A 21,941-nucleotide genomic window follows, 5' to 3' on the forward strand; every position below is an offset into this window, starting at 1 on the left:
GGTGGGCACGTGACGCACTTCGCGACGCGTGCCTGCCGGAGTGCGCCCACAATGGAGGTGTGGACTCTGCCGAGCTGCTCGAGGAATACACGCCGGGCGATTTCTTTTTCGCCACCCACGCGCGGACGGTCCTCGGGTCCGGCTCCCGCCAGGCCTTCACCGATACCGACGTCGTTTCGCTGAGCGACGAGGTCTTCGCCGCACTGGCCGAGGCCCCCGAGTCGCTCGCCGTGGGTGTTCTGCCCTTCGACACCACCGCCACGCCGGGACACCTCGTGTTGCCGCGACGCGTGCGTGTCGCCGGAGCCACCGTTTCCGCGGGTCGCAAGCCCGTGGCGGCGCCCGTCTCCGTTCGCGCCGTGCCCGAACCGGTGCGGCATGCCGAGGCGGTCGCACGCGCGGTGAAGATCCTGCGTGAACGCGGGATGCGGAAGGTCGTGCTGGCCCGCGCGCTCGACGTCGGCTTCGCTTCGCCCGTTCCGGCGCAGGCGATACTCAACAACCTGGTGACCGACAAGGCGGGCGGCTACACGTTCGCCGCCGGGCTGCCCAGCGGCCGTTCCCTCATCGGCGCCACCCCTGAGCTGCTGCTTTCCCGGTTCGGGGGGCACGTCGTGTCGTATCCGCACGCCGGTTCCGCGCCCCGGTCGGCCGATCCGGTCAGCGACCGGGAGAACGCGGCGACGCTGGCCGCGTCGCGCAAGGACCGCACCGAGCACGCCGTACTCGCCGAGGCGGTCGTGGAGACGTTGCGGCCGTTCTGCCGCCGCCTCGACGTGCCCGCGGAGCCGTCGCTGGTGTCCACGCCGACGATGTGGCATCTGGGCACGAAGATCTCCGGCGAACTCGTCGACCGGGACGTCACGGCCCTGCGGCTGGCCGCGGCGTTGCACCCGACTCCTGCGATCTGTGGCTCGCCCACCGACTCGGCCCGGCAGCTGGTCGGGGAGCTGGAGCCGTTCGACCGCGGGTACTACGCAGGGACCGTGGGCTGGATGGACGCCAGGGGCGACGGCGAATGGGCCGTGTCGATCCGCTGCGCCGAGGTGGACACGCGATCGCTGCGGCTGTACGCGGGCGGCGGCATCGTCCCGGCCTCCGACCCGAAAGCCGAACTCGACGAGACCTCCGCGAAGTTCCAGACCCTGCTGCGCGCCATGGGGCTGGAGCTTTAGGGCGTCCACCAGGTTTCGGTGATCTTCAGTTCGTCCGCGGTGAGCGCGGCGACCGCGCCGCGGTAGCCCTCGCCGGGATCCAGATCCGCGAGCCGGGTGGTGGCCGGGTCCAGCGCCTCGTGCCCGGATGCGATCAGCTCCGCCCCGGACAGCGTGATGCTCTGCAGCGGGATCTTCAGTCCGCGCCCGGTGGCCTTCATCAGGGCTTCCTTGCGGGTCCAGTACTGGAAGAACGTGCTGATCCGCTCCTGAGTGGACAGCGGTGCGAGCGCCTGCCGCTCGGTCTCGTTCAGCGCGTAGGCGATGAGTGAGTCGTCGGCGCGGCGGCTGTCGGTTTCCACGTCGAGTCCGACGGGCACACTGGTGACGGCCAGGCCGACGCGGTCGCCGGAATGGGAGATCGAGAACTCCACACCCGCCAGCCGCGGTTTGCCGTGTGGTTTACCGCAGTCCTCACACGTGGCGTCGAACGTGACCGAACCCGGCGCGAGACCGAGGCGCTCGCCGAGGATCGTTTTCGCGAGCACTCGCCCGGTCAGGAAGCGGCGCCGGTCGATCTCCTGGCGGTAGGCGCCGTGGCGGCCGCGTTCCGGCGAATCCAGCAGGTCAAGGTACCGGGGTTCGTTGGGCAGCGGCTCCGCCCACCACACCGCACACTCGATCACGCTCCCAACCTACGCGGCCGGCTTGGCAACCGTTGTACACTGGCGCCTAAGCAAGCGCTTAGTAACCCTCATCGTGGAAGGGCCGACGATGGACTTCACCCTGAGCACCGAAGAGCGTGAGGTACGCGACTGGGTGCGTACCTTCGTCCAGCGAGAGCTGATGCCGATGGAGCCGGAGGTGCTGCGTCGCGAGCGCGCCGGGCAGCCGGGTGTCACCGAGGAGGAGCTGCGGGCCCTGCAGCTCAAGGCCAAGGAGTCCGGGTTCTGGGGTGTGCAGACGCCCGAGGAGTACGGCGGCATGGGCCTGTCGGCGGTGATGACCGCGCTGCTGGAGGCCGAGCTCGGTAAGACGTTCGTACCGTTCCGCTTCGGCGGGTACGCCGACAACATCCTGTTCTACGCCAACGAAGAGCAGAAGCAGAACTACCTGCTGCCGACGATCGCCGGCGAGAAGCGTTCGTGCTTCGCGATCACGGAACCGGGCGCCGGATCGGACGCGAAGGCCATTCGCACGTCGGCGCGCAAGGACGGCGGCGACTGGATCATCAACGGCGAGAAGACCTTCATCACCGGCGGGAACGAGGCCGACTTCGTGATGGTCTTCGCGGTGACCGATCCCGAGAAGGGCGCCAACGGCGGCGTGACGTGCTTCCTGGTCGACCGCGAGATGGGCTGGAAGTCCGAGTACATCGACACCATGGGCGAATGGGGCCCGGCGGCGCTGATCTTCGAGGACGTGCGGGTGCCGGAGAGCCAGATCCTCGGCGAGGAGGGTCAGGGCTTCAACCTGGCGATGCAGTGGATCGGCCGCGGTCGCTACCTGCTGCCCGCGCGCGCGATCGGGTCGTGCGAGCGCCTGCTGTCGATGGCCATCGAGCAGGCGAACAACCGCGTGACCTTCGGGCAGCCGATCGCCGACCGCCAGGCGATTCAGTGGATGATCGCGGACTCGGGTGTGGAGCTGGAGGCGCTGCGCTGGCTGGTGCTGCACGCGGCGTGGCAGGTCGACCAGGGCATGGACTCGCGGCACGCCCAGTCGATGGCGAAGCTGTACGGCGGCCAGAAGGCGAACGAGATCGTGGACCGTGTGCTGCAGATTCACGGCGGCATGGGCTACACGAGGGAACTGCCCGTCGAGCGGTGGTATCGCGAACTGCGCCTGCTGCGGATCTACGAAGGCACCGACGAGATCCAGCGCCGCACCATCGCCCGCAACCTGCTCAAGGGCCACGCGAAGGTCACCGGCATCCTGGGCTGAGGCCGGCCCGATGCCCGGCACGGGTAGGCGAAGGCGCCAGGTGTGGGCTGTCGGCGTTGCGTCGGCTCCGGCCTGTGCTGCGGCCGTGCGCACGAAGGCCACCCCGGGCATGCCCGGGGTGGCCTTCTGCTATCGGAAAACAGTTATCTGTGAACGAGCCCTATTTGCTCTGGGCGCGCATGGCCAGTGGTGCGCCCGCGAGGTCCTCCTCGTTGCACAACACCTTCACGTCGTAATAGGGCGCGCCCTCGGTGTCGTCGTAGTCGAGGTGAATGGCCAGCACGTCGAGCGGTTCGCCTAGCCACTCCTGCGCGGTCCTCAGCCAGTTCGCGCAGCGCTCGAGGGCGGAAGGAAGATCATCGTCCCGGAACTCCACCGGGCGGTAAGGCACGTCTTGAACGTGATCGCGAGGGTCGGATGGTACCGGAAGCCCGGGGGCGAGACCTGAGTCGTCCAGTTCCAGTTGGATCGTTTGCTCACTCACCCTTTGAGGGTCCCTCTTTTACGCCGTCCGGGCAAGGTATCGGTGGGGAATCCCCAGCTAGAGGGGCGTGCGCCACACGGACGTGACCACCGTCCCCGCCCGCGCCACCGCGCCACGGCAGTCGCTGTCCGTACCGCCCAGCATGCGCAGCGCGAGCTTCGCGTGTTGAGCGGCCAGTTCCGGCAGCGGCAACGGCCCCCTCGGCGAGTACCACCGGGCCACGCCGGTGCACATCTCCAGCAACGCGAGTCTGGTCACAGCGGGCTGCGCGGCATCGAACTTCTCATTCGCGATGCCCTCGTCGATCACCTCTGCCCACAAGCGTTCGTACTCGTCACGCAGCCGGATGATCCGACGTTTCGCGGCCGGCGACAAAGCATGCACCTCGTTGTCCACCACGCGCGTTTCCGCTGGTTGCAGGGCATGTGTGAGCACGTGCAGCGCGACCAGCGACGCCAGCCGCTCCCGCGGATCGGTGACACCGGCCGTGGCCTCGCGGGCGCCGAGCAGCAGCCGCTCGAGGCATTCGCGCATGATCGAGGCGAGCAGCTCCTCCTTCGTACCCATGTAGTGGTACAGGCTTGCCGACGAAATCTTCGCCGCCTGCGCCAGATCCCGGATCCCGGCTCCGTGAAAACCCTTGTCCGCGAACAGTTTCACCGCGGCCCGCCGCACCCGTTGCTCGGTGTTCAAAGCCATGTCCGCCCCACCCGGTCGTAGGCGGGCCCTATCCACTTCCGCAGCTCACCCTTCGCCACGCGTTCCGAGGGTGTCAGCGGAAGCGCGTCCGCGAAGCACCAGTAGCGGGGCACCTTGAAGTAGGCCAGTTTGCCGGCGCAGAAGTCCGCCAGTTCCTCGGGATCGACGTCGCCCTCCGCCACCACGAACGCCTTGACCTCCTCGCCGCGCAGCTCGTCGGGCACCGCCACGACCGCGGCCAGCCGGACGGCCGGATGCGCGGACAAGGCCCGCTCGACCTCGTCCGCCGAGATGTTCTCTCCGCTGCGCCGGATCATGTCCTTGGTGCGGCCCACATGGAAGATCCTGCCCCGGCCGTCCATTGTGGCCAGGTCACCGGTGTGGAACCAGCCGCCACGGAAGGCGCGCCCGGTGGCCTCCGGATCGTCGTGATAGCCGTGCATGAGGCCGACGCCGCGCAGCACCAGCTCGCCCGTCTCCCCACGCGGCACGGGCAAGCCGGCGTCGTCGACGATCATCGCCTCGCGGTCGCGCGTCGGGCGGCCGATGCACCCGCTGCCCACCAGCTCGTCATGGTCCACTTCGGACATCCGGACGTCGCCGCCGGTCTCGGTCATGCCGAACGCCTCGAACCACGGCACGCCCCAGCGTCGCTCCAGATCCGCGTGCAGCTCACGCGGGATCGCCGACGCGCTGATCGCGCGCACCCGGTGCCGCCGGTCCTCGGGCGACTCCGGCTGCCGCAGCAGCAGCGCGGGCATCAGGCCCAGGCAGTAGAACCAGGTGACCTCGTACTCGCGGATCTTCGCCCAGAACGTGGCCGGATGGAACCGGTCGAGCACCACCAGGGTGGCGCCGGAGGCGAGCCCGAGTGCGATGTTCCACTGTGGATCAATGTAGTGAAACGGTTGCGCGGTGAGGATTATGTCCTCGTCGGAGATCGCGGGGAAGTCGGTGACCAGTCCGCGGGCGAGTGTCGTCCAGTACCGGTGCGGCAGGACGCAACCCTTCGGGGCGCCCGTGGTGCCGGAGGTGTACTGGATGTTCACCGGGCGTTCGCCCTCGACCTCGAACCGCGAGGTCGCTGTCGTCTCGGTCGTCAAATCCGCCACGGTGAGCACACGCCCGGGCGCGATGCGGTCGAGCAGCTCGCTGAACTCCGGCGCGGCGACGACGAAACGCGCCCCGGAGTGCCGCAGCACGTGGCCTCCGTCCAGCTCGCGGTAGTTGACGTTGACCGGCACCAGCGCGCAGGAGATCTTCGCCAGCGCGAGCCAGAGCAACGGGAATTCGGGTTCGTTGCGCAGCATCACCGCCACCCGGGCGCCGGGCTCGAGCCCCAGTTCGAGCAGCGCGAGCGCCATCCGCGTGCTGCGGCTTTCGACCTCGGCGAAGGTGCAGCGGTGGCCGGACCGGTCGAAGATCCACGCGGTCTTGTCCGGCCACAACGTCGCGGCGCGGCGCACGAGGGTGGCGAGGTCGTCGACCTCGTCGAGCGGGATCATCGCGCGCCGCGCAGCGTCTCGGTACCCTCGGGCAGGTGCTCGGTGATCAGCGCGTGGCTGATCTCCAGTTCGAGCGCGGCCGCGAGGTCGATCCCGTTGTCCAGTGCGCGTTTCGCGAGCGCGAGCGCGCCCGGCGACCGCCCGGCGATCCGGCGCGCCCAGCCGGCGGCCGCCTCGTGCACGTCGGCGACGACGGCGTTGACCAGGCCCAGCCCGAGCGCCGTCCGCGCGTCGAGGCGTTCGCCGAGAAGCACCAGTTCCTTGGCTTTCAGCGGCCCGACGATCAGCGGCAGCAGACGCGATGCGGCGCCCGTGACGCTGAGCCCCAGTCCGGTCTCGGGAAACGCGAACACCGCGTCCTGCGCGGCCAGGATCAGATCGCAGCCGAGCGCGAACTCAGCGCCCGCGCCGATCGCGTACCCGTGCACGGCGGCGATCACCGGCTGCGGCAGAGCGCGCAGGCGCCGGGTGACCTCCTGCAAGCGTTCCAGTCGCGGTCGCGAATCCCCTTGCGGGACAGGCTCTTTCAGGTCGTGTCCGGCGCAGAACGCGCGGCCCCGGCCGGCGAGCACGACCGCCTTCGCTTCGCCGACCGAGTCCAGCGCGCGCAGCAGGTCGGCGACCAGCGGATCCGAGACCGCGTTCAGCCGCTCCGGCCGGTTCAGCCGGATCCAGGCCACGCCCTCGTCCAGGGACACGTCCACCAAGCTCATGCCACCGAGCCTAGCCAACCGATCGATCGATCGATAGCCTCGGCAGATGCGAGTCGACGCGGTGTACGAGAACGCGCGTGTGCTGACCGGGAATTCGTGGACCTCGGCCGTCGCGGTGCTGCACGGCCGTGTCGTCGCGCTGGGCGAGGACGCGGAGACGTTGTCCACGGCGAACCGCGTCGATCTCGGCGGAGCCGTTGTCGTGCCGGGGTTCCACGACGCGCACAACCACATGGCCTGGTACGGGATGAGCCTGGACGAGGTGCCGCTCGGCGAGTGCGAACACGTCGACGAGGTCTACGCGGCGGTCGCCGAGCGCGCGAAGCACGTGCCGGACGGCGAGTGGATCGTCGGCAGCGGCTACGACCAGAACCGGCTGGGCGGCGATCATCCTGCTCGGCAGGGCCTCGACCGCGCGGCGCCGCGGCATCTCGTGCGGCTCAAGCACACCTCCGGCCACATGACGCTGGTCAGCTCGAACGTGCTCGATCAGCTCGACACCGCGAACGTGCCGGTCGGCGGGGACGTGCTCGCCGAAATCGGGCTGCTGCGCGAGCAGGCGCAACTGCTGCTACGCCCGCTGATCTACCCGACGCCGCTGTCCACACTGGTACGGGCGATCGAGCGGGCCGGGGAGCGCTACCTCGCGGAGGGCATCACGAGCGTGCAGGAGGCCGGCGTCGGCGGCGGGCTCGTCGGGGAGAGCCCGGCGGAGGTCGCCGCGTACCAGACCGCGCGCGAGCATGGCGTGCTGCGCGTGCGCACCACGCTGATGGTCTCCTCCGCGGTGCTGCACGACCTGTCGGACGGCGCGGGGTTCGGACTCGACCTGGGGTTGCGCAGCGGTCTCGGCGACGACTGGCTGCGCATCGGCCCGATGAAGCTGTTCGCTGACGGCTCCCTGATCGGCCGCACGGCCGCGATGCACGAGGACTACGCGAACGATCCCGGCAACCGCGGCTACTTCCAGCTGCCCGAGCGGGAACTGGCCGAGACGATCTTCCGCGCGCACGAGGCGGGCTGGCAGATCGCGACCCACGCGATCGGCGACCGGGCGATCACCGCCGTGCTCGACGCGTACGAAGCGGCGCTGGACGCCCATCCCCGGCCGGACCACCGGCATCGCATCGAGCATTGCGGCGTGTTGCGGCCGCGGGATCTGACGCGACTCGCGCGGCGGCGCCTGATCGCCGTGCCGCAGGGCCGCTTCGTCAACGAGATCGGCGACGGGATGGCGGCCGCGCTCGGACCGGAACGCGAGGCGTGGGCGTACCGGTTGCGTTCACTGCTCGACGCCGGATGCGTGCTGCCGGGCAGTTCGGACCGGCCCGTGGTCAACGGTGCGCCGCTGCTCGGGATGGCCGACATGGTGCGGCGTCGCACGTCGGGCGGGCACCTGTTCGGCCAGGACGAGCGCATCACCGCGGCCGAGGCCCTGCGGGCCTACACCTACGGCTCCGCGTTCGCCGCGTTCCGCGAGCGCGACCTCGGCACGATCGAGGTCGGCAAGCTCGCCGACCTCGCCGTCCTGTCCGCCGATCCTACCGATGAGCCCGCGCTGACCAGCGCTTTTGTGTTGGGAACCGTGCTGAACGGTGATCTTGTGTACGAAAGGGGACTGTGATGCCCGTCCGGGAGGCCGAGGCCACCGACGCCGGGGAGATCTGCGCGCTGATCGAGGAGCATGCCCGCTACGAGGGCAACGACACGCTCGTGCTCGACCGCGACGAGATGACCAAGCATCTGTTCGGGCCGGACCCGAAGGCGTGGGTGCTGCTGGCCGAACCGCCCGGCGAACCGGGCAAGATCGCCGGACTGGCCTTCTGCTCGTGGAACTTCTCCACCTGGGAGGCGCGGCCCGGCATCTGGCTCGACGACCTGTTCATCCGACCCGAATACCGCCGCTGCGGGCTGGGCCGGGAACTGCTCGCCGAACTGCGCACCCGCACGACCGGCCGCGTCGAATGGGACATGCGGGAGGGCAACGACAAGGCCGCGGCCTTCTACGCGGAACTCGGCGCCGAACCCGTTCCGGGCTGGATTCGCTACCGATGGTCATTTCGAGGTTAGGTAAGGCTGACTCGATCCAGGCCGACAACGTAAAGTTGAGGCCATGCCTGACAGCGCCAGCCGCCGATCATCGTCCTCGATCGAGGACTACATCAGGGTGATCTATGGCCTGGTCGAGCGCGGCGAGGCGGTCACGAACACATCGCTGGCGGGCCGCCTGGAGGTCAGCCCGTCCTCGGCGTCCGGCATGGTGACCAAGCTCTCCCAGCAGGGCCTGGTCGAGCATGTGCCGTACCGGGGGATCGAGCTGACGCCCGCGGGCAGGCTGCTCGCGCGGGGCGTGCTGCGGCGGCACCGGCTGATCGAGACGTGGCTGGTGCAGGAGCTGGGCTACACGTGGGACGAGGTGCACGCCGAGGCCGACGCGCTGGAGCACGCGGTGTCCGACCGGCTGGTCGAGCGCATTTCGGCGAAGCTCGGCAACCCGGTGCGCGATCCGCACGGCGACCCGATCCCGGCCGCCGACGGCAGCGTCGAGGAGATGCCGGCGCGGCTGCTGGACGAGCTGGAGCCCGGCGCGGTCGGGCAGATCGTGCGGGTGTGGGACACCGATCCGAACATGCTGCGCTACCTCGCCGATCACGCGATCGGGCTGGGCGAGCGCATCGAGGTGATCGAGCGGCAGCCCTTCGGCGGGCCGCTGGTGGTCAAGGTCGGCTCGCCGCCGGAGACGACCACGCACGCGCTGGGCAAGGAGATCGCCCAGGCACTCAGCGTCGCCGTACTCTGAGACGCGTACGCGCGAGTGCCGCCGCACGGCGGATGCCCCGGCCCCGGCCCGGGGCCACCATCGGGACATGACAAATCGCCCATTCCGCTTCGGCCTGGTCGGCACCGCGGCGGACCTCAAAACCTGGACCGACCTCGCGCGGCGGGCCGAGGACCGCGGCTACGACACCCTGGTCTCGCCGGATCCGCAGCTCGACGCCGATCCGTTCACGATCCTGTCCGCGGCCGCCGCGGTCACCACGAACCTGCACGTCGGCACTTGGGTCGCGGTCGATTCCTTCCGCGACCGGCGGCTGCTGGACTGGCAGGCGCGCTCGCTGCACGAGTTCACCGGCGGCCGCTTCGAACTGGGCCTCGGCACCGGAAGACCGGCCGCGGTGCGCAAACTGGAACAGCTCGGCGGCGAGTTCGGCACCGGCGCCCAGCGGTTCGCGCACATCAAGGAGACGATCGCCTACCTCAAACGCGAACCCGGCGGCCCGCCGCTGCTGCTCGCGCCCGGCGGGCCGAAGATGCGCGCGCTCGCCGCGCGGGAGGCCGACATCGTGACGATGGCCTTCATGCCGGACACCACCTCCGCCACGGCGAAATCCATTGTGGACAGTTTTCGCGCCGAGGCGGGCGAGCGGGACATCGAGCTGGCACTGTCCCTGATGGCCGTCGGCGACGAACCCGCGCCGTGGCTGGAGAAGTTCATCGGCAGCACCGTCGCCGAGCTGGCCGCCGCCGGTGCGGTGACCGTGTTGCCGGGCGGCCCTCGCGAGGGTGCGGACACCCTGTTGCGCCGGCGCGAGGAACTGGGCACGTCCTACGTGACGATCAACTCCGGGTTCCTCGACCAGTTCGCGCCGATCATCGAACTGCTGAAGGGCCGCTGACACACGTATCGTGGTCGCGTGCGTGCTGTCGTGTTCGAGCGGTTCGGGGGTCCCCTCGAGACGCGGGAGGTCCCGGACCCGGAGCCGTCGCCGGACGGGGTGGTGCTCGCCGTCGAGGCGACCGGGGTGTGCCGCAGCGACTGGCACGCCTGGCGCGGCCACGATTCCGGCGTGAAGCTGCCGCACGTGCCGGGGCACGAGATGGCCGGGCGCGTCGCGGCGATCGGGAGGCGGGTCCGTCGCTGGCGCGAGGGGGACCGCGTGACGGTGCCGTTCGTGTGCGCGTGCGGCACCTGCCCGCGATGCGCGAGCGGGCAGCAGCAGATCTGCGACGACCAGTTCCAGCCCGGGTTCACCGGCTGGGGTTCCTTCGCCCAGTTCGTCGCGCTCGAACACGCCGACGTCAACCTGGTCGCGCTGCCCGACGGGTTCGACGCGGTCACCGCGGCCGCGCTCGGCTGCCGGTTCGGCACCGCGTACCGGGCGGTGCTGCGGCAGGGCGGGCTCGCGGCGGGCGAGTGGGTCGCGGTGTTCGGCTGCGGCGGGGCGGGGCTCTCGGCGGTTCTGATCGCGGCGGCGGCCGGCGCGCGGGTGGTCGCCGTGGATCTCTCGCCGGACGCGCTCGCGCTCGCGAAGGAGCTGGGTGCGCAGGTGACGGCCGGTTCCGCCGAAGCCGTGCGGGACGTGACCGGCGGTGGGGCGCATCTGTCGCTGGACTGCGCCGGGTTGCCCGAGACGTGCGCCGCGTCCGTGTCGAACCTGCGCAAACACGGGCGGCACGTGCAGGTCGGCCTCCTGCCGCCGGGACAGGGCACGCCGCCGATTCCGATGCACCGCGTGATCGCCGACGAGCTGCGGATACTGGGCAGCCACGGCATTCAGGCGCACGAATATCCGGACATGCTGGAGTTCGCGTCCGGAATGGACCTCGCGCGGCTCGTCGGCCGCCGCATCGGGCTCGAGGACGCTCCGCAAGCGCTTGCGGAGCTGGACGAACCGGTCGCGGCGCGGGCCGGGGTCACCGTCGTGGAGCTCGGGTAGCCATGCCAGGGCCTGCCAGCTACCAGGAACTCGCCGAGCTGCTGCGCGGCAGGCTGCCGGACTACTCGTCCGGTCAGCTGCGGATCGCGCACATGCTGCTCGCCGACCCCGAGGGCACCGCGTACCGGGGCATCTCGTCGGCCGCGCGGCTGGCGGAGGTGCACGAATCGTCGGTGACGCGGTTCGCGAACTCGCTCGGCCTCGCCGGCTATCCGGAGATCATGGAGCTGTGCCGGATGTGGCTGGCCGAGCAGGCGCAGCTCGCCCGCCGGTCGGACGGCAACGGGCACGAGCCGCCGCCGGGTGGGGTCCTGTCGGCGACGCTGGAACAGGAGCAGGCGAACCTGTCGCGCACGTTCGGCAGGCTGGACCGGGCCTCGTGGCTGGCCGCGGTGTCGCTGCTCGCCGAGGCGCCCGGGGTCCCGGTGGCCGGGCTCGGGGACAGCGCGCCGGTCGCCGCGCTGCTCGCACGGAAGCTGGTGCACGCGCGGCAGGTCGGGCCCGCGTTCGTGGAGGACCTCAAGCGGCTCGGCGACGACGAGGTGCTGGTCGCGGTGTCGGTGCGCCGGTACGCGGCCGACACGCTGCGTGCCGTGGAACACGCGCGGGACCGCGGCGTGCGGGTGGTGGCGTTGACCGACAACGCCGCGTCGCCGCTCGTGGAGTACGCCGAGACCGCCCTGTTCGCCGAGATCGGCGGGGTCGGCCAGTTCCGGTCGCTCACCGCGCTCGCCTCGCTGGTGCAGGCGCTGGCCGCCGAGGTGGTGCTGCGGCGGGCCGAACTCGCGCCGGACGACGAGCTGCCCGCGGCTCTCGGATTCTGGTACAGCTAGTCTGACCTGGATGTATCTGGACCCGCGCGACTACGAGCACATGCTCGACCTCGCCGCGTCGATCCTGCGTGCCGAGGACCCGGAACAGTTGTGGCCGGTGCTCGCCGAGGAGTTGCTGGGGGCATTGGGTGGCACCGTCGCGATCCACAAGGCCGACCGGTGGACCGAGGACAGCGGCCTCGTCAGCGCGTGGGACGCGCGCGGTGCGCTGGCCGTCGAGGACGCCGCCCGGCGCAACGTCCGTGCCGGCTTGCCGTTTCAGCAGCGCCTGCCCACGAGCGAGCTGTGGCGCCCGGTGACCGGCCGGGATCTGGAGGGCGACGCGTGGCGCGACACCGAGGCCGCCGACGTCGCCAGGGACGCGTTCGACGCCGACGACGTGCTCGGCCTTCCGCTGGCGCACGAGAACGGGGTGCTACGGGGTTTCCTGATCTACCACCGTGCGGCGGATTTCACGCGGCGCGAACGCGAGTACGCCGAGCGGATACAACCCCTGCTCGCCGGCGCCGAGGCGCATTACCAGCAGCTGAAGCGGTGGCGTCATTCACTGCCGGAGCCGCGTAAACCCGCGGAATTCGGCCTGACCGCGAGGGAGACCGCCGTGCTGGCGCTGCTGGCCGAGGCATTGCCCGCGGCCGCGGTCGGGCGCCGGCTCGGGGTTTCGGTGCGCACGGTGCACAAACACGTCGAGAACCTGTACCGCAAACTCGGCACCACGGACCGGCTGTCCACAGTGCTGCGTGCGCAACGGCTCGGCCTGATCGCGGATGGCGCGCGCACCCCTCAGGACGCGCGCCACCCCGCTGGCTAGATTTTCGCGCCCTGGCGGGAAAGATCGCCATACGCAGTTCTACGTATTGACCTCCGATGCGGGACCGCCTCGCCGATGGAGGAGGTCCCGCATCGGAACGGGAGTTACCAGCGGCCGTCGATCACCCTGCCGTCCGGATACCACTGGATGAACCCGTACACGAAATCGTTCCGGCGCCCGCCGTCGAAGGTGAACTCGCCCGACCGCGGATACCCGAGATACGACCGTTCCCAGCCCAGCGCCGCCCACCGCGCCCGGATCGCGCCGTACACCTCGTGTGCGCCCGTCCCCGGCGTCCAGTAGATCGACGAGGCCTTGTCGAAGTGGTTGTAGCGGCCCACGCCGTCCGGTGTGGTCAGTTCGTCGGTGACGGGGTAGCCCATCGGACCGGTTTCCCAGCCGAGTTGCTGCCACACCTGCCGGATGGCGCCCCAGACACCGTGCGCACCGTTCGCCGGCGTCCAGTAGATCGACGAGGCCTTGTCGAAGTGGTTGTAGCGGCCGACACCGTCCGGTGTGGTCAGCTCGTCGGTGACCGGGTAGCCCAACGGGCCCTTCTCCCAGTTGAGCTGCTCCCACTTCTGCCGGATCACACCCCAGACGGCGTGCGCCCCGGTGTTGGGCGTGAAGTACACCGACGCGGTCAGCGTGCCCGGTGTGCCGACGAAGTGGTTGAACCGGCCGACGCCGTCCGGTGTGCCCGTCTCGTCGGTGACCGGCGCACCCAATCTGCCGTGGCCGCCCAGTTCCAGGTACTTCTGCAGGATCAGGCCGTGCACCTCGTGCACACCGGTGTCCTGCGACCAGTACAGCCTGCCGTTCTGGTAGTCGCGGTAGTGCACGCCGCCGTCGGCGACCTCGGCCCCTGTCGGGGTGCCGATCCACTGTCGCAGCGCGGTGTCGGACGCGTACCGCTGATCGATCGGCGAGGTGTAGTTCGCCGTCAGCGTCAGGTCCGAACCGGGCATGGCCAGCGACCGGCTGCGCGGCGCCGACGGGCTGTCGGCCCACGAGGCGAACGTCGACGCACCGTCACTGGCCAGCTGCGAAGCCACTACGTCGAGCGTGAGGCCCTGGGTGACCATCGCCGAGCTGACCCCGCTCTCGGACGGGATCTGCAGCGACGCCGGCACGTTCGAGGTCAGCGTGAGCTTGTGCTGGTTCGGCCACGCCAGGTACGACTTCGTCGTGCTGACCCCGGCGCTGTCGGTGACGGTCGCCGTCAGCCGCATCCGCGAGTCCGGATGCTCGGTGAAGTCCAGATCGAAGGCCGGGCCGGTGCCGCCGACGCCGGGGTGCGAATGGCAGGTCGACTCCTCGGGGCAGTGCAGCACGATGCTGGTCCACGCCACGTCGAGCGTCCCGTCCTCGGCGTCGGTCGCGGTGGCACCGAGATGGATCGGATCGCCGACGGCGAACTTCACATCGCCCGGCGTGGTCAGCGTCAGCACCGGCGAATGGTTCGACGGCGCCACGACGAGTTGCGTCGTGCCGGTCGCGCCGAGCGGGTCGCGCGCGGTCAGCGTCGCGGTGAACCTGTCGGTGCCCGCCGCATAGGTGTGCGTCGTGGTGACACCCGTTCCCGTTGTGCCGTCACCGAAATCCCACGAGTACGTCAGCGCGTCGCCGTCATAGTCCACAGAGGAGGACGCGTCGAAGGTGACGGTGCGGGTGTTCGGGTCGGTGGTGCTGGTGGCGTTCGCGACGGGGGCGGTGTTGCCCTGCGAGTAGGAGATCCGGCGGATGTTGCCGGAGAGGATGTCGGCGTAGACGACGTCGCCGTTGGGTGCCGCGCCGAACTTCACGGGGCCGCCGATTCCCGTTGCCCACGGCGGGTCCTGCGGGTTCTGGGTCAGCTTTCCCGTGCTGTCGTAGCGCATCGTCCAGATCTTGTTGGTGACGTAGTCGCCGAAGAAGAACATGCCCTTGTACTGGCTGGGATAGCTGGAGCCGGTGTAGACGAACCCCGCGGTCACGCTGTTGCCCTGGGTGCTGCCGCTGCCGTGCTGGTACTCCCAGATCGGCGGCTGGTTCTGCACTCCCGCGCACTGCGCCAGGTCCATGTAGCCGGGCGTGCGGTGGAAGCCCTCCCAGCACGGCCACGCGTAGTTGCGGCCGGGCTGCACGATGTCGACCTCTTCGTAGGTGTTCCAGCCGACGTCGCCGAGGACCGGCAGGCCGCTGCTCGGATCGAGGGAGAACCGGAACGGGCTGCGGAAACCGCTCGCGAACACCTTGCTGCGCGCCGAACCCGGGTTCCCGGCGTCGTAGTAGGGATTGCCGGGCACGCCGGCACCGGTCGCGGTGAGGTGCAGGATCTTGCCGTAGTACTGGTTGACGTCCAGCGCGCGCAGTGCGTTGGGGGTCATCTGCGTGTAGTCGGCGTCGTCGCCGATGGACACCCAGACCGTGCCGTCGTCGGCGGCCACCACGCCGGTCATGCCGTGCGCGATGGAGGTGTTGGGCACGTCCAGCAGCACGGTCTCGGTGTCCACGCCGGTCGGTTCCGGCGAGCCGGTGACGGTGAAGCGGGCTAGGCGGAAGGTGCCGCCGCCCGATGCGGGGATCGTGCGGGCCAGGTAGATCTGGTGCGAGGTGGCGTAGTCGGGGGCGACGGCGAGGCCGACGAGGCCGAGGTCGCCGTCGGTGCGCACCTGGAAGGTGTGGAGTGTGCGAGTGGCGCCGGACGGGGAAACCCACGCCAGCTTCCCGCTCTTGCCGATCGTGAGGATGCTGCCGTCTGGTAGGTAGGCGAAATCGGTCAGATCGTAGGCGGCTTGTCCACTCGGCTGATCGCGAAGGACGAAACCGGCGGGCAGGGACGCGGCGGCGGTGGCGCTCGGAGCCACCGCGACGAGCCCGACGACGACGAGCAGTCCGCCAAGAAGCGCGGACACCAGGCGCTTTGACCACCTTCGGTGCATGGACCCCCCTTTCAGGTGCATGTGATCTCTTCGCCCGAAAGGGGGTTTTCGTTGCTGGGAGTTACCGTGTTGTGATTTTTCTGCGAATTCGATCTTGACGTGAATGCTTCACGGAAACAATTCCGTCAATTGCCGGAAATGTCAGCACCACACGATGATGAATGTGCACCGGGTGTTTTTGGTGGTGGTTGTCGGAGCGCCCGGATTATTCGACGCCGAGTTCGATCCGCTATCTGAGGGCTGCGCGGAATTCGTCGTCGTGGTCGGGGTCAGCTGCGGGGTGGACGAATCCCGAGACTGCGTCACGGTGACCGTCGTGGGCCGCTTCGTCGTGGTGGGCACCGCGGCGGCGAGATGACCGAGCTGGTTGGTCACCACGACCGTCGTGCCGGTGTCGGTGATCTCCGTCCGGCTCTGCTCCGAGGGCACGCCGCCGCCCGCGAGTCCGCCGGTGGGGCCGTGTGGCAGACCCAACAGTGACGGCGAGTCCGCCTGCGGGTTCTGCGATCCGAAATGGACCATGATGGCGGCGAGCCCGCAGCCGATCACCACGGCCATCATCACCGCGAGCACGCGCAGCCGTCCGCGCCGCGGGGGCTCGACCTCGCTCCACCCCTCGCGTTCCAGCAGCTCGGCCACCGACACTTCGTCGTTCACCGGAGGTACCTTTCGAAAGGCAGGCAGAAGCGCGACGTGTCTTTTTAGCGCACGCTGGCATCCAGCCAATAGCCGGGGTGGGAAAGAAGTCGGAAAATCACGCATCGTATCGAAACGATCGCCCTCAGGCCGATTTTCGCGACGATCCGCAACCGGCGAGCCTCCAGTGCGGGTGCAGAGTTGCTAGGCCGACCGGGGGTCTACCGTTCGGGTGAAGCGGACTCCAGCAAGTGGGGGGCATGGGTGCGGACCGCGGCCAGCACCTCGTCGATGGTCGGGTTGACCATCGCGGCAGGGCCGACGAACACGGTCGGCACGGTCTCGCTGCCGTTGGTGGCGGCCCGGACCCGGGCGGCGGCCTCCGGGTCCTCCCAGATGTTGACCTCGTGCCGGGGCAGGCCCGCGCTGTCCAGATGGGCGCGCAGCAGCATGCAGAACCCGCAGCCGGGACGCCAGTAGAACTCGACCTTGGTGTCTTCCGAGACGGTCATGGTCTCCAGGCTAACCGCGTTCTACGGGGTGCTCGTTCAGGCGCCCCACGTCTTGCCGGTGATCCGCTCGTAGGCCTCGGTGTAGCGCTGCCGCGTCGCGGCGACGATGTCGGCGGGGATCTCGGGCCCCGGCTCGGTGCGGTCCCAGTCTGTGCTGTTGGCCCACTCCCGCACGAACTGCTTGTCGAACGCGTACTGCGGGCGGCCCGGCTCCCACTGGTCGGCGGGCCAGAACCGCGAGGAGTCCGAGGTCAGCACCTCGTCGCCGAGTGTCAGCACCCCATCGGCGTCCAGGCCGAACTCGAGTTTGGTGTCGGCCACGATGATGCCCTGCCCGGCGGCGTGTTCGGCGCCCCTGCGGTAGATGTCCAGCGTCAGCTCGCGCAGCCGTTCGGCGATCTCGCGGCCTTCCTGGCGCACCACGTCGTCGAAGGTGATGAACTCGTCGTGCCCCTCGGTGGCCTTCGTGGTGGGCGTGAAGATCGGCTCCGGCAGGCGGCTGCCTTCCACCAGTCCCGGCGGCAGCGCGACGCCGGAGACGGTGCCGTACTTCTGGTACTCCTTCAGCCCGAGCCCGGCCAGGTAGCCGCGCGCGATGCATTCGACCTGCACCATCTTCAGCTGCCGGCAGCGCACCGCGCGGCCGGCGCACTCCTCGGGCACGTCGGTGGTGGAGATGACGTGGTTGGGCACGACGTCGCGGAAATGCTCGAACCACCACGAGGACAGCTGGGTCAGCAGTGCGCCCTTGTCCGGAATCGGTGTGGGCAAAACCACGTCGTAGACCGAGATCCGGTCGGAGGCCACGAGCAGGATGTCGTCTCCGTCCAGGTAAAGGTCGCGAACCTTGCCCGAGTGAATGTGCTGCACCGTCTGCCTCCTGTGGTCTGCGCGCCGTCCATCCTAGATGCCGAGGTCCTCCGCCCTTGACCTCCAGTTATATAGAGGTTTGATGCTGGCCGCATGAACGAGCGGATTCCCTGGCCCATCTGGCGCGTCTCGTTGGTGATCGTCTTCGGCGCCTTCGTCAGCATGCTGGACACGTCACTGGTCAACGTGGGCCTCGACTCGATCCGCAACGCTCTCGGCGCGACGCTCGACGCGGTGCAGTGGGTGGCCAGCGCTTACCTGATCGCGCTGGCGGTGTCGCTGCCGTTGTGTGGCTGGCTGGGCCGCAAGGTCGGCGTCGGACGGCTGTGGCTGGCCGCGTTCGGCGCGTTCACCGTCGCCTCCGGGCTGTGCGCGCTGGCCGGCGACATCGGCTGGCTCGTCGTTCTGCGGGTGCTGCAAGGGATTTCCGCCGGACTGCTGGTGCCCGCCGGGCAGACGATTCTCGGCCAGGCCGTCGGGCCGAAGCGGCTCGGGCGGGTCATGTCCATCCTCGGCATCGCGGTCAGCAGCGGCCCCGCGATCGGTCCGGCGATCGGCGGGCTGTTGCTGCATTCGCTGTCCTGGCACTGGCTTTTCCTGATCAACCTGCCGGTCGGCGTGATCGGCATCGCGCTCGGGCTGCGGTACGTGCCGCGTGGTGACCGCGGCGCGGTGTCGCGTTTGGACTGGACCGGGCTGGTGCTGGTCAGCGCCGGGCTGCCGCTGTTCGTCTACGGCGTCACGATGATCGGGGAGAAGGTGACGCTCGCCTCGGTCTCGGTGCTGATGCCGCTGCTCGCCGGGCTGGCGGGGCTGCTCGCGTTCGGCTTCCGCGCCTGGCGTCGGGCCGGCCCGCTGGTGAACCTGCGGCTGTTCCAGGACAGGGTGTACGCGGCCGGCAGCGTCGCCACGTTGTTCACCGGCGCGGCGATGTTCGGCGCGATGCTGTTGTTCCCGCTGTATTTCCAGCTCCTGCGGGGCGCCGACGTGATCACCACGGGCCTGTCGCTGTTCTCCCTCGGCATCGGCACCACGCTCGTCATGCCCATTTCGGGCTGGCTGACCGACCGATATGGCGGCGGCATCGTTTCCTTGTGGGGCAACGGGTTCACCGTGCTGACGACAGTACCGTTCGCGTTCCTCGGCGCGGACACAGCGGCGGTGACCCTGCAGATCCTGCTGTTCCTGCGCGGTATCGCGCTCGCGCTTTCGGCCGTGCCCGCGGGTACCGCGGCGTATGCGGCGGTGCGGCGCGAGGACCTGCCCGACGCGACGACGACCGTCAACATCCTGCAGCGGGTGGGCGGCGCCGTCGGTGGCGCGCTGGTCGCGGTCATCCTCGCACAGGCGTTGCCGGAAGACGCCGAGCACGCGTTCCGGACGACGTTCTGGTGGCTCACCGGCGCGTCCGTGGTCGCGGTCGGTTCCGCGACGTGGTTGTGGCTCGCACAGCGCGCCGCCCGGGCCGACCGTCCTATCGCGACAGTCGTACCGGTGGCTAAGTGAACCGGACCGCCGCGCGCAGGAGCCCGGGGGTGAGCCGGGACAGGATCAGCCCGGCCTTCGCCTCCGGGGTCACCGGCACCGTCGCCTTGTTGTGCTCGACCGCGCGCACGATCTCCGCCGCGACCTTCTCCGGCCCGAAGCCGCGGCGTTCGTAGGCTCGGGTCGCGCTCGCCTGCTTCCTCGCCTGTTCCTCGGCGCTGAGCCCGGAGAACGTCGTCGTGCTCGTGATGTTCGTGTTCACCAGGCCAGGGCAGATGGTGGACACGCCGATCCCGCGCCGGGACACCTCCGCGCGCAGGCAGTCCGACAGCGTCAGCACCGCGGCCTTGCTCGTGGAGTACGCCGCCAGTGACTTCGCGGGCAGGTAGGCCGCCGCCGAGGCCACGTTCACGATGTGCCCGCCCTCGCCGCGGTCGGCCATCAGCTTCCCGAAGACCTGGCAGCCGTGGATGACGCCCCACAGGTTCACGTCCAGCACGCGCTGCCATTCCTCCGTCGTGGTGGCGAGGAAGCTGCCCGCGTGCCCGATGCCGGCGTTGTTCACGACGATGTCCGGTACCCCGTGGCGCGCGGCCACCTCGTCGGCGAACTTCCGCATCGCGGCCTCGTCCGACACGTCGACCCGGTAGGCGTGCCCGCCGGTCTCGCGGGCCGCGTCCTCGTCCAGATCGCACACCACGACCTCGGCGCCGCGAGCCGCGAACGCTCGCGCGGTGGCGCGGCCGATGCCGCTGCCGGCCCCGGTCACCACGACCAGCGGTCCCTGCTTCGCCCCGGCCTGCCCGCGCGCCAGCGCGTGCGCCGCGGGCTTGCCATCGACGTGGTCGATCAGTTCCGTGGTCATGCGCGCGACCTCGGCGCCGTCGCGAAGCAGCGCCGACCAGTGGCCGGCGTAGAGTTTGCGCCGCCACAGCCGGGCCGCCCAGCGTTCGGCTCCCTCGGCGAGCGCGGGCGTGACGTAGTTGTCGTGCACCGGCGTGATGACCTGGACCGGAACCTCGGTGCGGCGCTCACGCGGCTTGCCGAGGCGTTCGCGGAAGTTGGCCCGGTACAACGAGACGCCGTGCGACGCGTCGCTCGCCAGCGTGTCGGCGGGGTGATCAGGGCGCGGTGCCACGCCTTCGACCCGCCGCAACAGCTCCGGCCAGCGCTTGGCCAGCACGAGCCGCCACATCAGTTCCGGCACCACGGGCGTGTGGAAGGCGAGCACGTACCAGGAATGCAGCTGCTGGACCAGTGCCTGCTTGAGTTTGCGCGGGCTCGGCCTGCGGAACCGGTCGCGCATCCAGTAGCCGACGTGATCGAGGCACGGGCCGGAGATCGAGGTGTAGGACGCGATCCGCTCGTGCGCGCCGGGCTCGGTCACCGCCTCCCAGCTCTGGATCGAACCCCAGTCGTGCGCGACGACGTGCACCGGTGCGTCCGGGCTCACCGCGTCGGCGACGGCGAAGAAGTCGTTCTTCAGGTGTTCCAGCCGGTAAGCGGCGGTGCCGCGCGGCGAGCCGGACTGTCCGGCGCCGCGCACGTCGTAGCGCACCACGTGAAAACGTTCCGCGAGCACCGCGGCCACGTCGTCCCACACCGCGTGCGTGTCGGGGTAGCCGTGCACCAGCATCACGGTGGGCGCCTCCGGCGGGCCTTCCTCGAACACGGCCAGCCGCACATCACCCGACAGCACTGTCCTCATGACGGGAAGTTAACTGTGACTTCGGGTAACAGTCAAGCTGCGATAGGCTGCCCGATCAGTTATCGGTTTTCGGGAAAAGGAGTCGAGGCGTGAACCACCGGCCGGACGCGACTCCACTGCCAACCGGTCTCGACCTCGATCACCCCAACGCGGCGCGGGTGTACGACTACTTCCTCGGCGGCACCGCGAACTGGGCGATCGACCGGATGCTCGGTGACAAGCTGCTGGAAGCGGTGCCGATCATCCAGACGGGCGCGAGGGTCAATCGCGAGTTCCTCAACCGCGCGGTGCGTTACTGCGTCCGGCGGGGCATCACCCAGTTCCTCGACCTCGGCTCGGGCACACCCACCGTCGGCAACGTGCACGAGGTCGCCGACAAGCTCGAACCGGGCAGCCGCTGCGTCTACGTCGATCTGGAGCCGGTCGCCGTCGCGCACGCGCGGATCCTGCTCGACCAGCACGGCGATCCCGAGCGGCACACGGTGCTGCACGCGGACCTGCGTGACGTCAAGAGGGTGTGGAAGGACGCGGTGGCCACCGGCGTGCTCGACCCGTCGCGGCCGATCGGCCTGCTGATGGTGTCGGTGCTGCACTTCCTGCACCCGCAGGACGGCGTGGCCGAAGTCGCGGCGGAGTACCGGGACCTGCTGCCGCCGGGCTCGCACCTGATCATTTCGCACGCGACGCTCGACGCGGTGCCGGACGAGGAGAGAAGCCAGTTCGAGCGGGGTGTGGAGCTGTACCGCCTGTCCGGCAACCCGGCGCATCCACACCATCCGGATGTGATTCGCGGGTACTTCGGCGACTTCCGGATGGTGCGGCCGGGGCTGGTGTGGCTGCCCGACTGGCATCGCGACGCCGGTGCGTACCACCACAGTGCCCGGCTCGCCGACAATCCTTCGGCGTGCTGTTTTCTCGGTGGGATCGGCGTAAAGGACTGACGGT

21 protein-coding genes are annotated in these 21,941 nt (G+C 69.8%); 11 read left to right on the top strand and 10 right to left on the bottom strand.

What is annotated here, in order from left to right:
• Positions 1-59: 59 nt before the first annotated feature.
• Positions 60-1,175, top strand: coding sequence for an isochorismate synthase (locus HFP15_RS20370; RefSeq protein WP_168517970.1), 1,116 nt, complete (start codon positions 60-62; stop codon positions 1,173-1,175).
• Here the strand turns inward: HFP15_RS20370 and HFP15_RS20375 are convergent.
• Positions 1,172-1,840 (bottom strand): 4'-phosphopantetheinyl transferase family protein, encoded by a 669-nt coding sequence (locus HFP15_RS20375; RefSeq protein WP_168517972.1) that lies wholly within the window; start codon positions 1,838-1,840, stop codon positions 1,172-1,174. The two genes, HFP15_RS20370 and HFP15_RS20375, sit on opposite strands and share 4 nt — an antisense overlap.
• 88 nt (positions 1,841-1,928) lie before the next feature.
• Between HFP15_RS20375 and HFP15_RS20380 the strand changes: the two genes are divergently transcribed.
• Entirely contained in the window at positions 1,929-3,098 is a 1,170-nt protein-coding gene (locus tag HFP15_RS20380; protein ID WP_168517974.1) for an acyl-CoA dehydrogenase family protein, read from the top strand.
• A gap of 160 nt (positions 3,099-3,258) precedes the next feature.
• On the opposite strand, the gene HFP15_RS20385 is transcribed toward HFP15_RS20380, so the two are convergent.
• The 4 genes from HFP15_RS20385 to HFP15_RS20400 are packed head-to-tail and all read right to left on the bottom strand — an operon-like array spanning position 3,259 to position 6,499.
• Positions 3,259-3,582 (bottom strand): hypothetical protein, encoded by a 324-nt coding sequence (locus HFP15_RS20385; protein WP_168517976.1) that lies wholly within the window; start codon positions 3,580-3,582, stop codon positions 3,259-3,261.
• A 57-nt stretch (positions 3,583-3,639) separates the two neighbouring features.
• A complete protein-coding gene (locus HFP15_RS20390) occupies positions 3,640-4,281 on the bottom strand; it encodes a TetR/AcrR family transcriptional regulator (RefSeq protein ID WP_168517978.1) in 642 nt (213 codons plus the stop codon).
• On the bottom strand, positions 4,272-5,786 hold the full coding sequence (locus HFP15_RS20395; protein WP_168517980.1) for an AMP-binding protein: 1,515 nt from the start codon (positions 5,784-5,786) through the stop codon (positions 4,272-4,274). The genes HFP15_RS20390 and HFP15_RS20395 overlap by 10 nt, the downstream gene beginning before the upstream one ends.
• Complete coding sequence (locus HFP15_RS20400) at positions 5,783-6,499, bottom strand: enoyl-CoA hydratase/isomerase family protein (protein ID WP_168517982.1); 717 nt, start codon at positions 6,497-6,499, stop codon at positions 5,783-5,785. The genes HFP15_RS20395 and HFP15_RS20400 overlap by 4 nt, the downstream gene beginning before the upstream one ends.
• 46 nt (positions 6,500-6,545) lie before the next feature.
• Here HFP15_RS20400 and HFP15_RS20405 point away from each other — a divergent pair, with 46 nt between their 5' ends.
• The 7 genes from HFP15_RS20405 to HFP15_RS20435 all read left to right on the top strand — a co-directional run bounded on the left by HFP15_RS20405 (position 6,546) and on the right by HFP15_RS20435 (position 12,861).
• A complete protein-coding gene (locus tag HFP15_RS20405) occupies positions 6,546-8,123 on the top strand; it encodes an amidohydrolase (protein ID WP_168517984.1) in 1,578 nt (525 codons plus the stop codon).
• Positions 8,123-8,569 (top strand): GNAT family N-acetyltransferase, encoded by a 447-nt coding sequence (locus HFP15_RS20410; RefSeq protein ID WP_168517986.1) that lies wholly within the window; start codon positions 8,123-8,125, stop codon positions 8,567-8,569. Before HFP15_RS20405 ends, HFP15_RS20410 begins: the two co-directional genes overlap by 1 nt.
• Before the next feature lie 43 nt (positions 8,570-8,612).
• Positions 8,613-9,299: a metal-dependent transcriptional regulator gene (locus HFP15_RS20415; RefSeq protein WP_168517988.1), complete on the top strand. Its 687-nt coding sequence runs from the start codon at positions 8,613-8,615 to the stop codon at positions 9,297-9,299.
• Positions 9,300-9,366: 67 nt separating this feature from the next.
• The gene (locus tag HFP15_RS20420; RefSeq protein WP_168517990.1) at positions 9,367-10,176 is read left to right on the top strand and encodes an LLM class flavin-dependent oxidoreductase; all 810 of its coding nucleotides are present in this window, start codon (positions 9,367-9,369) and stop codon (positions 10,174-10,176) included.
• An 18-nt stretch (positions 10,177-10,194) separates the two neighbouring features.
• Positions 10,195-11,217: a zinc-dependent alcohol dehydrogenase family protein gene (locus tag HFP15_RS20425; protein WP_168517992.1), complete on the top strand. Its 1,023-nt coding sequence runs from the start codon at positions 10,195-10,197 to the stop codon at positions 11,215-11,217.
• Between the two features lie 2 nt (positions 11,218-11,219).
• A complete protein-coding gene (locus tag HFP15_RS20430) occupies positions 11,220-12,050 on the top strand; it encodes a MurR/RpiR family transcriptional regulator (RefSeq protein WP_168517994.1) in 831 nt (276 codons plus the stop codon).
• A 10-nt stretch (positions 12,051-12,060) separates the two neighbouring features.
• Positions 12,061-12,861 carry a helix-turn-helix transcriptional regulator gene (locus HFP15_RS20435; protein WP_168517996.1) on the top strand — a complete coding sequence of 267 codons (801 nt, stop codon included), beginning with the start codon at positions 12,061-12,063 and terminating at the stop codon, positions 12,859-12,861.
• A gap of 104 nt (positions 12,862-12,965) precedes the next feature.
• Here HFP15_RS20435 and HFP15_RS20440 read toward each other — a convergent pair whose 3' ends face one another.
• The 4 genes from HFP15_RS20440 to HFP15_RS20455 form a co-directional block, all read right to left on the bottom strand.
• Positions 12,966-15,785 carry a PQQ-dependent sugar dehydrogenase gene (locus HFP15_RS20440; RefSeq protein WP_168517998.1) on the bottom strand — a complete coding sequence of 940 codons (2,820 nt, stop codon included), beginning with the start codon at positions 15,783-15,785 and terminating at the stop codon, positions 12,966-12,968.
• 141 nt (positions 15,786-15,926) lie between these two features.
• Entirely contained in the window at positions 15,927-16,442 is a 516-nt protein-coding gene (locus tag HFP15_RS20445) for a hypothetical protein (protein ID WP_168518000.1), read from the bottom strand.
• Between the two features lie 200 nt (positions 16,443-16,642).
• Positions 16,643-16,933, bottom strand: coding sequence for a glutaredoxin family protein (locus HFP15_RS20450; protein ID WP_168518002.1), 291 nt, complete (start codon positions 16,931-16,933; stop codon positions 16,643-16,645).
• Positions 16,934-16,969: 36 nt separating this feature from the next.
• Positions 16,970-17,803, bottom strand: a complete 834-nt coding sequence (locus HFP15_RS20455) for a phosphoribosylaminoimidazolesuccinocarboxamide synthase (protein ID WP_168518004.1) — start codon at positions 17,801-17,803, stop codon at positions 16,970-16,972.
• A 93-nt stretch (positions 17,804-17,896) separates the two neighbouring features.
• On the opposite strand from HFP15_RS20455, the gene HFP15_RS20460 reads away from it, so the two are divergent.
• Complete coding sequence (locus HFP15_RS20460; protein WP_210717581.1) at positions 17,897-19,309, top strand: MDR family MFS transporter; 1,413 nt, start codon at positions 17,897-17,899, stop codon at positions 19,307-19,309.
• On the opposite strand, the gene HFP15_RS20465 is transcribed toward HFP15_RS20460, so the two are convergent.
• Positions 19,302-20,996, bottom strand: coding sequence for an SDR family oxidoreductase (locus HFP15_RS20465; RefSeq protein ID WP_168518006.1), 1,695 nt, complete (start codon positions 20,994-20,996; stop codon positions 19,302-19,304). The genes HFP15_RS20460 and HFP15_RS20465 overlap by 8 nt on opposite strands.
• 89 nt (positions 20,997-21,085) lie before the next feature.
• Between HFP15_RS20465 and HFP15_RS20470 the strand changes: the two genes are divergently transcribed.
• Positions 21,086-21,937 carry an SAM-dependent methyltransferase gene (locus HFP15_RS20470; protein WP_312871663.1) on the top strand — a complete coding sequence of 284 codons (852 nt, stop codon included), beginning with the start codon at positions 21,086-21,088 and terminating at the stop codon, positions 21,935-21,937.
• Positions 21,938-21,941: the final 4 nt, after the last annotated feature.

This window comes from Amycolatopsis acididurans, assembly GCF_012328925.1.
GTDB classification, from domain to species: Bacteria; Actinomycetota; Actinomycetes; order Mycobacteriales; family Pseudonocardiaceae; genus Amycolatopsis_E; species Amycolatopsis_E acididurans.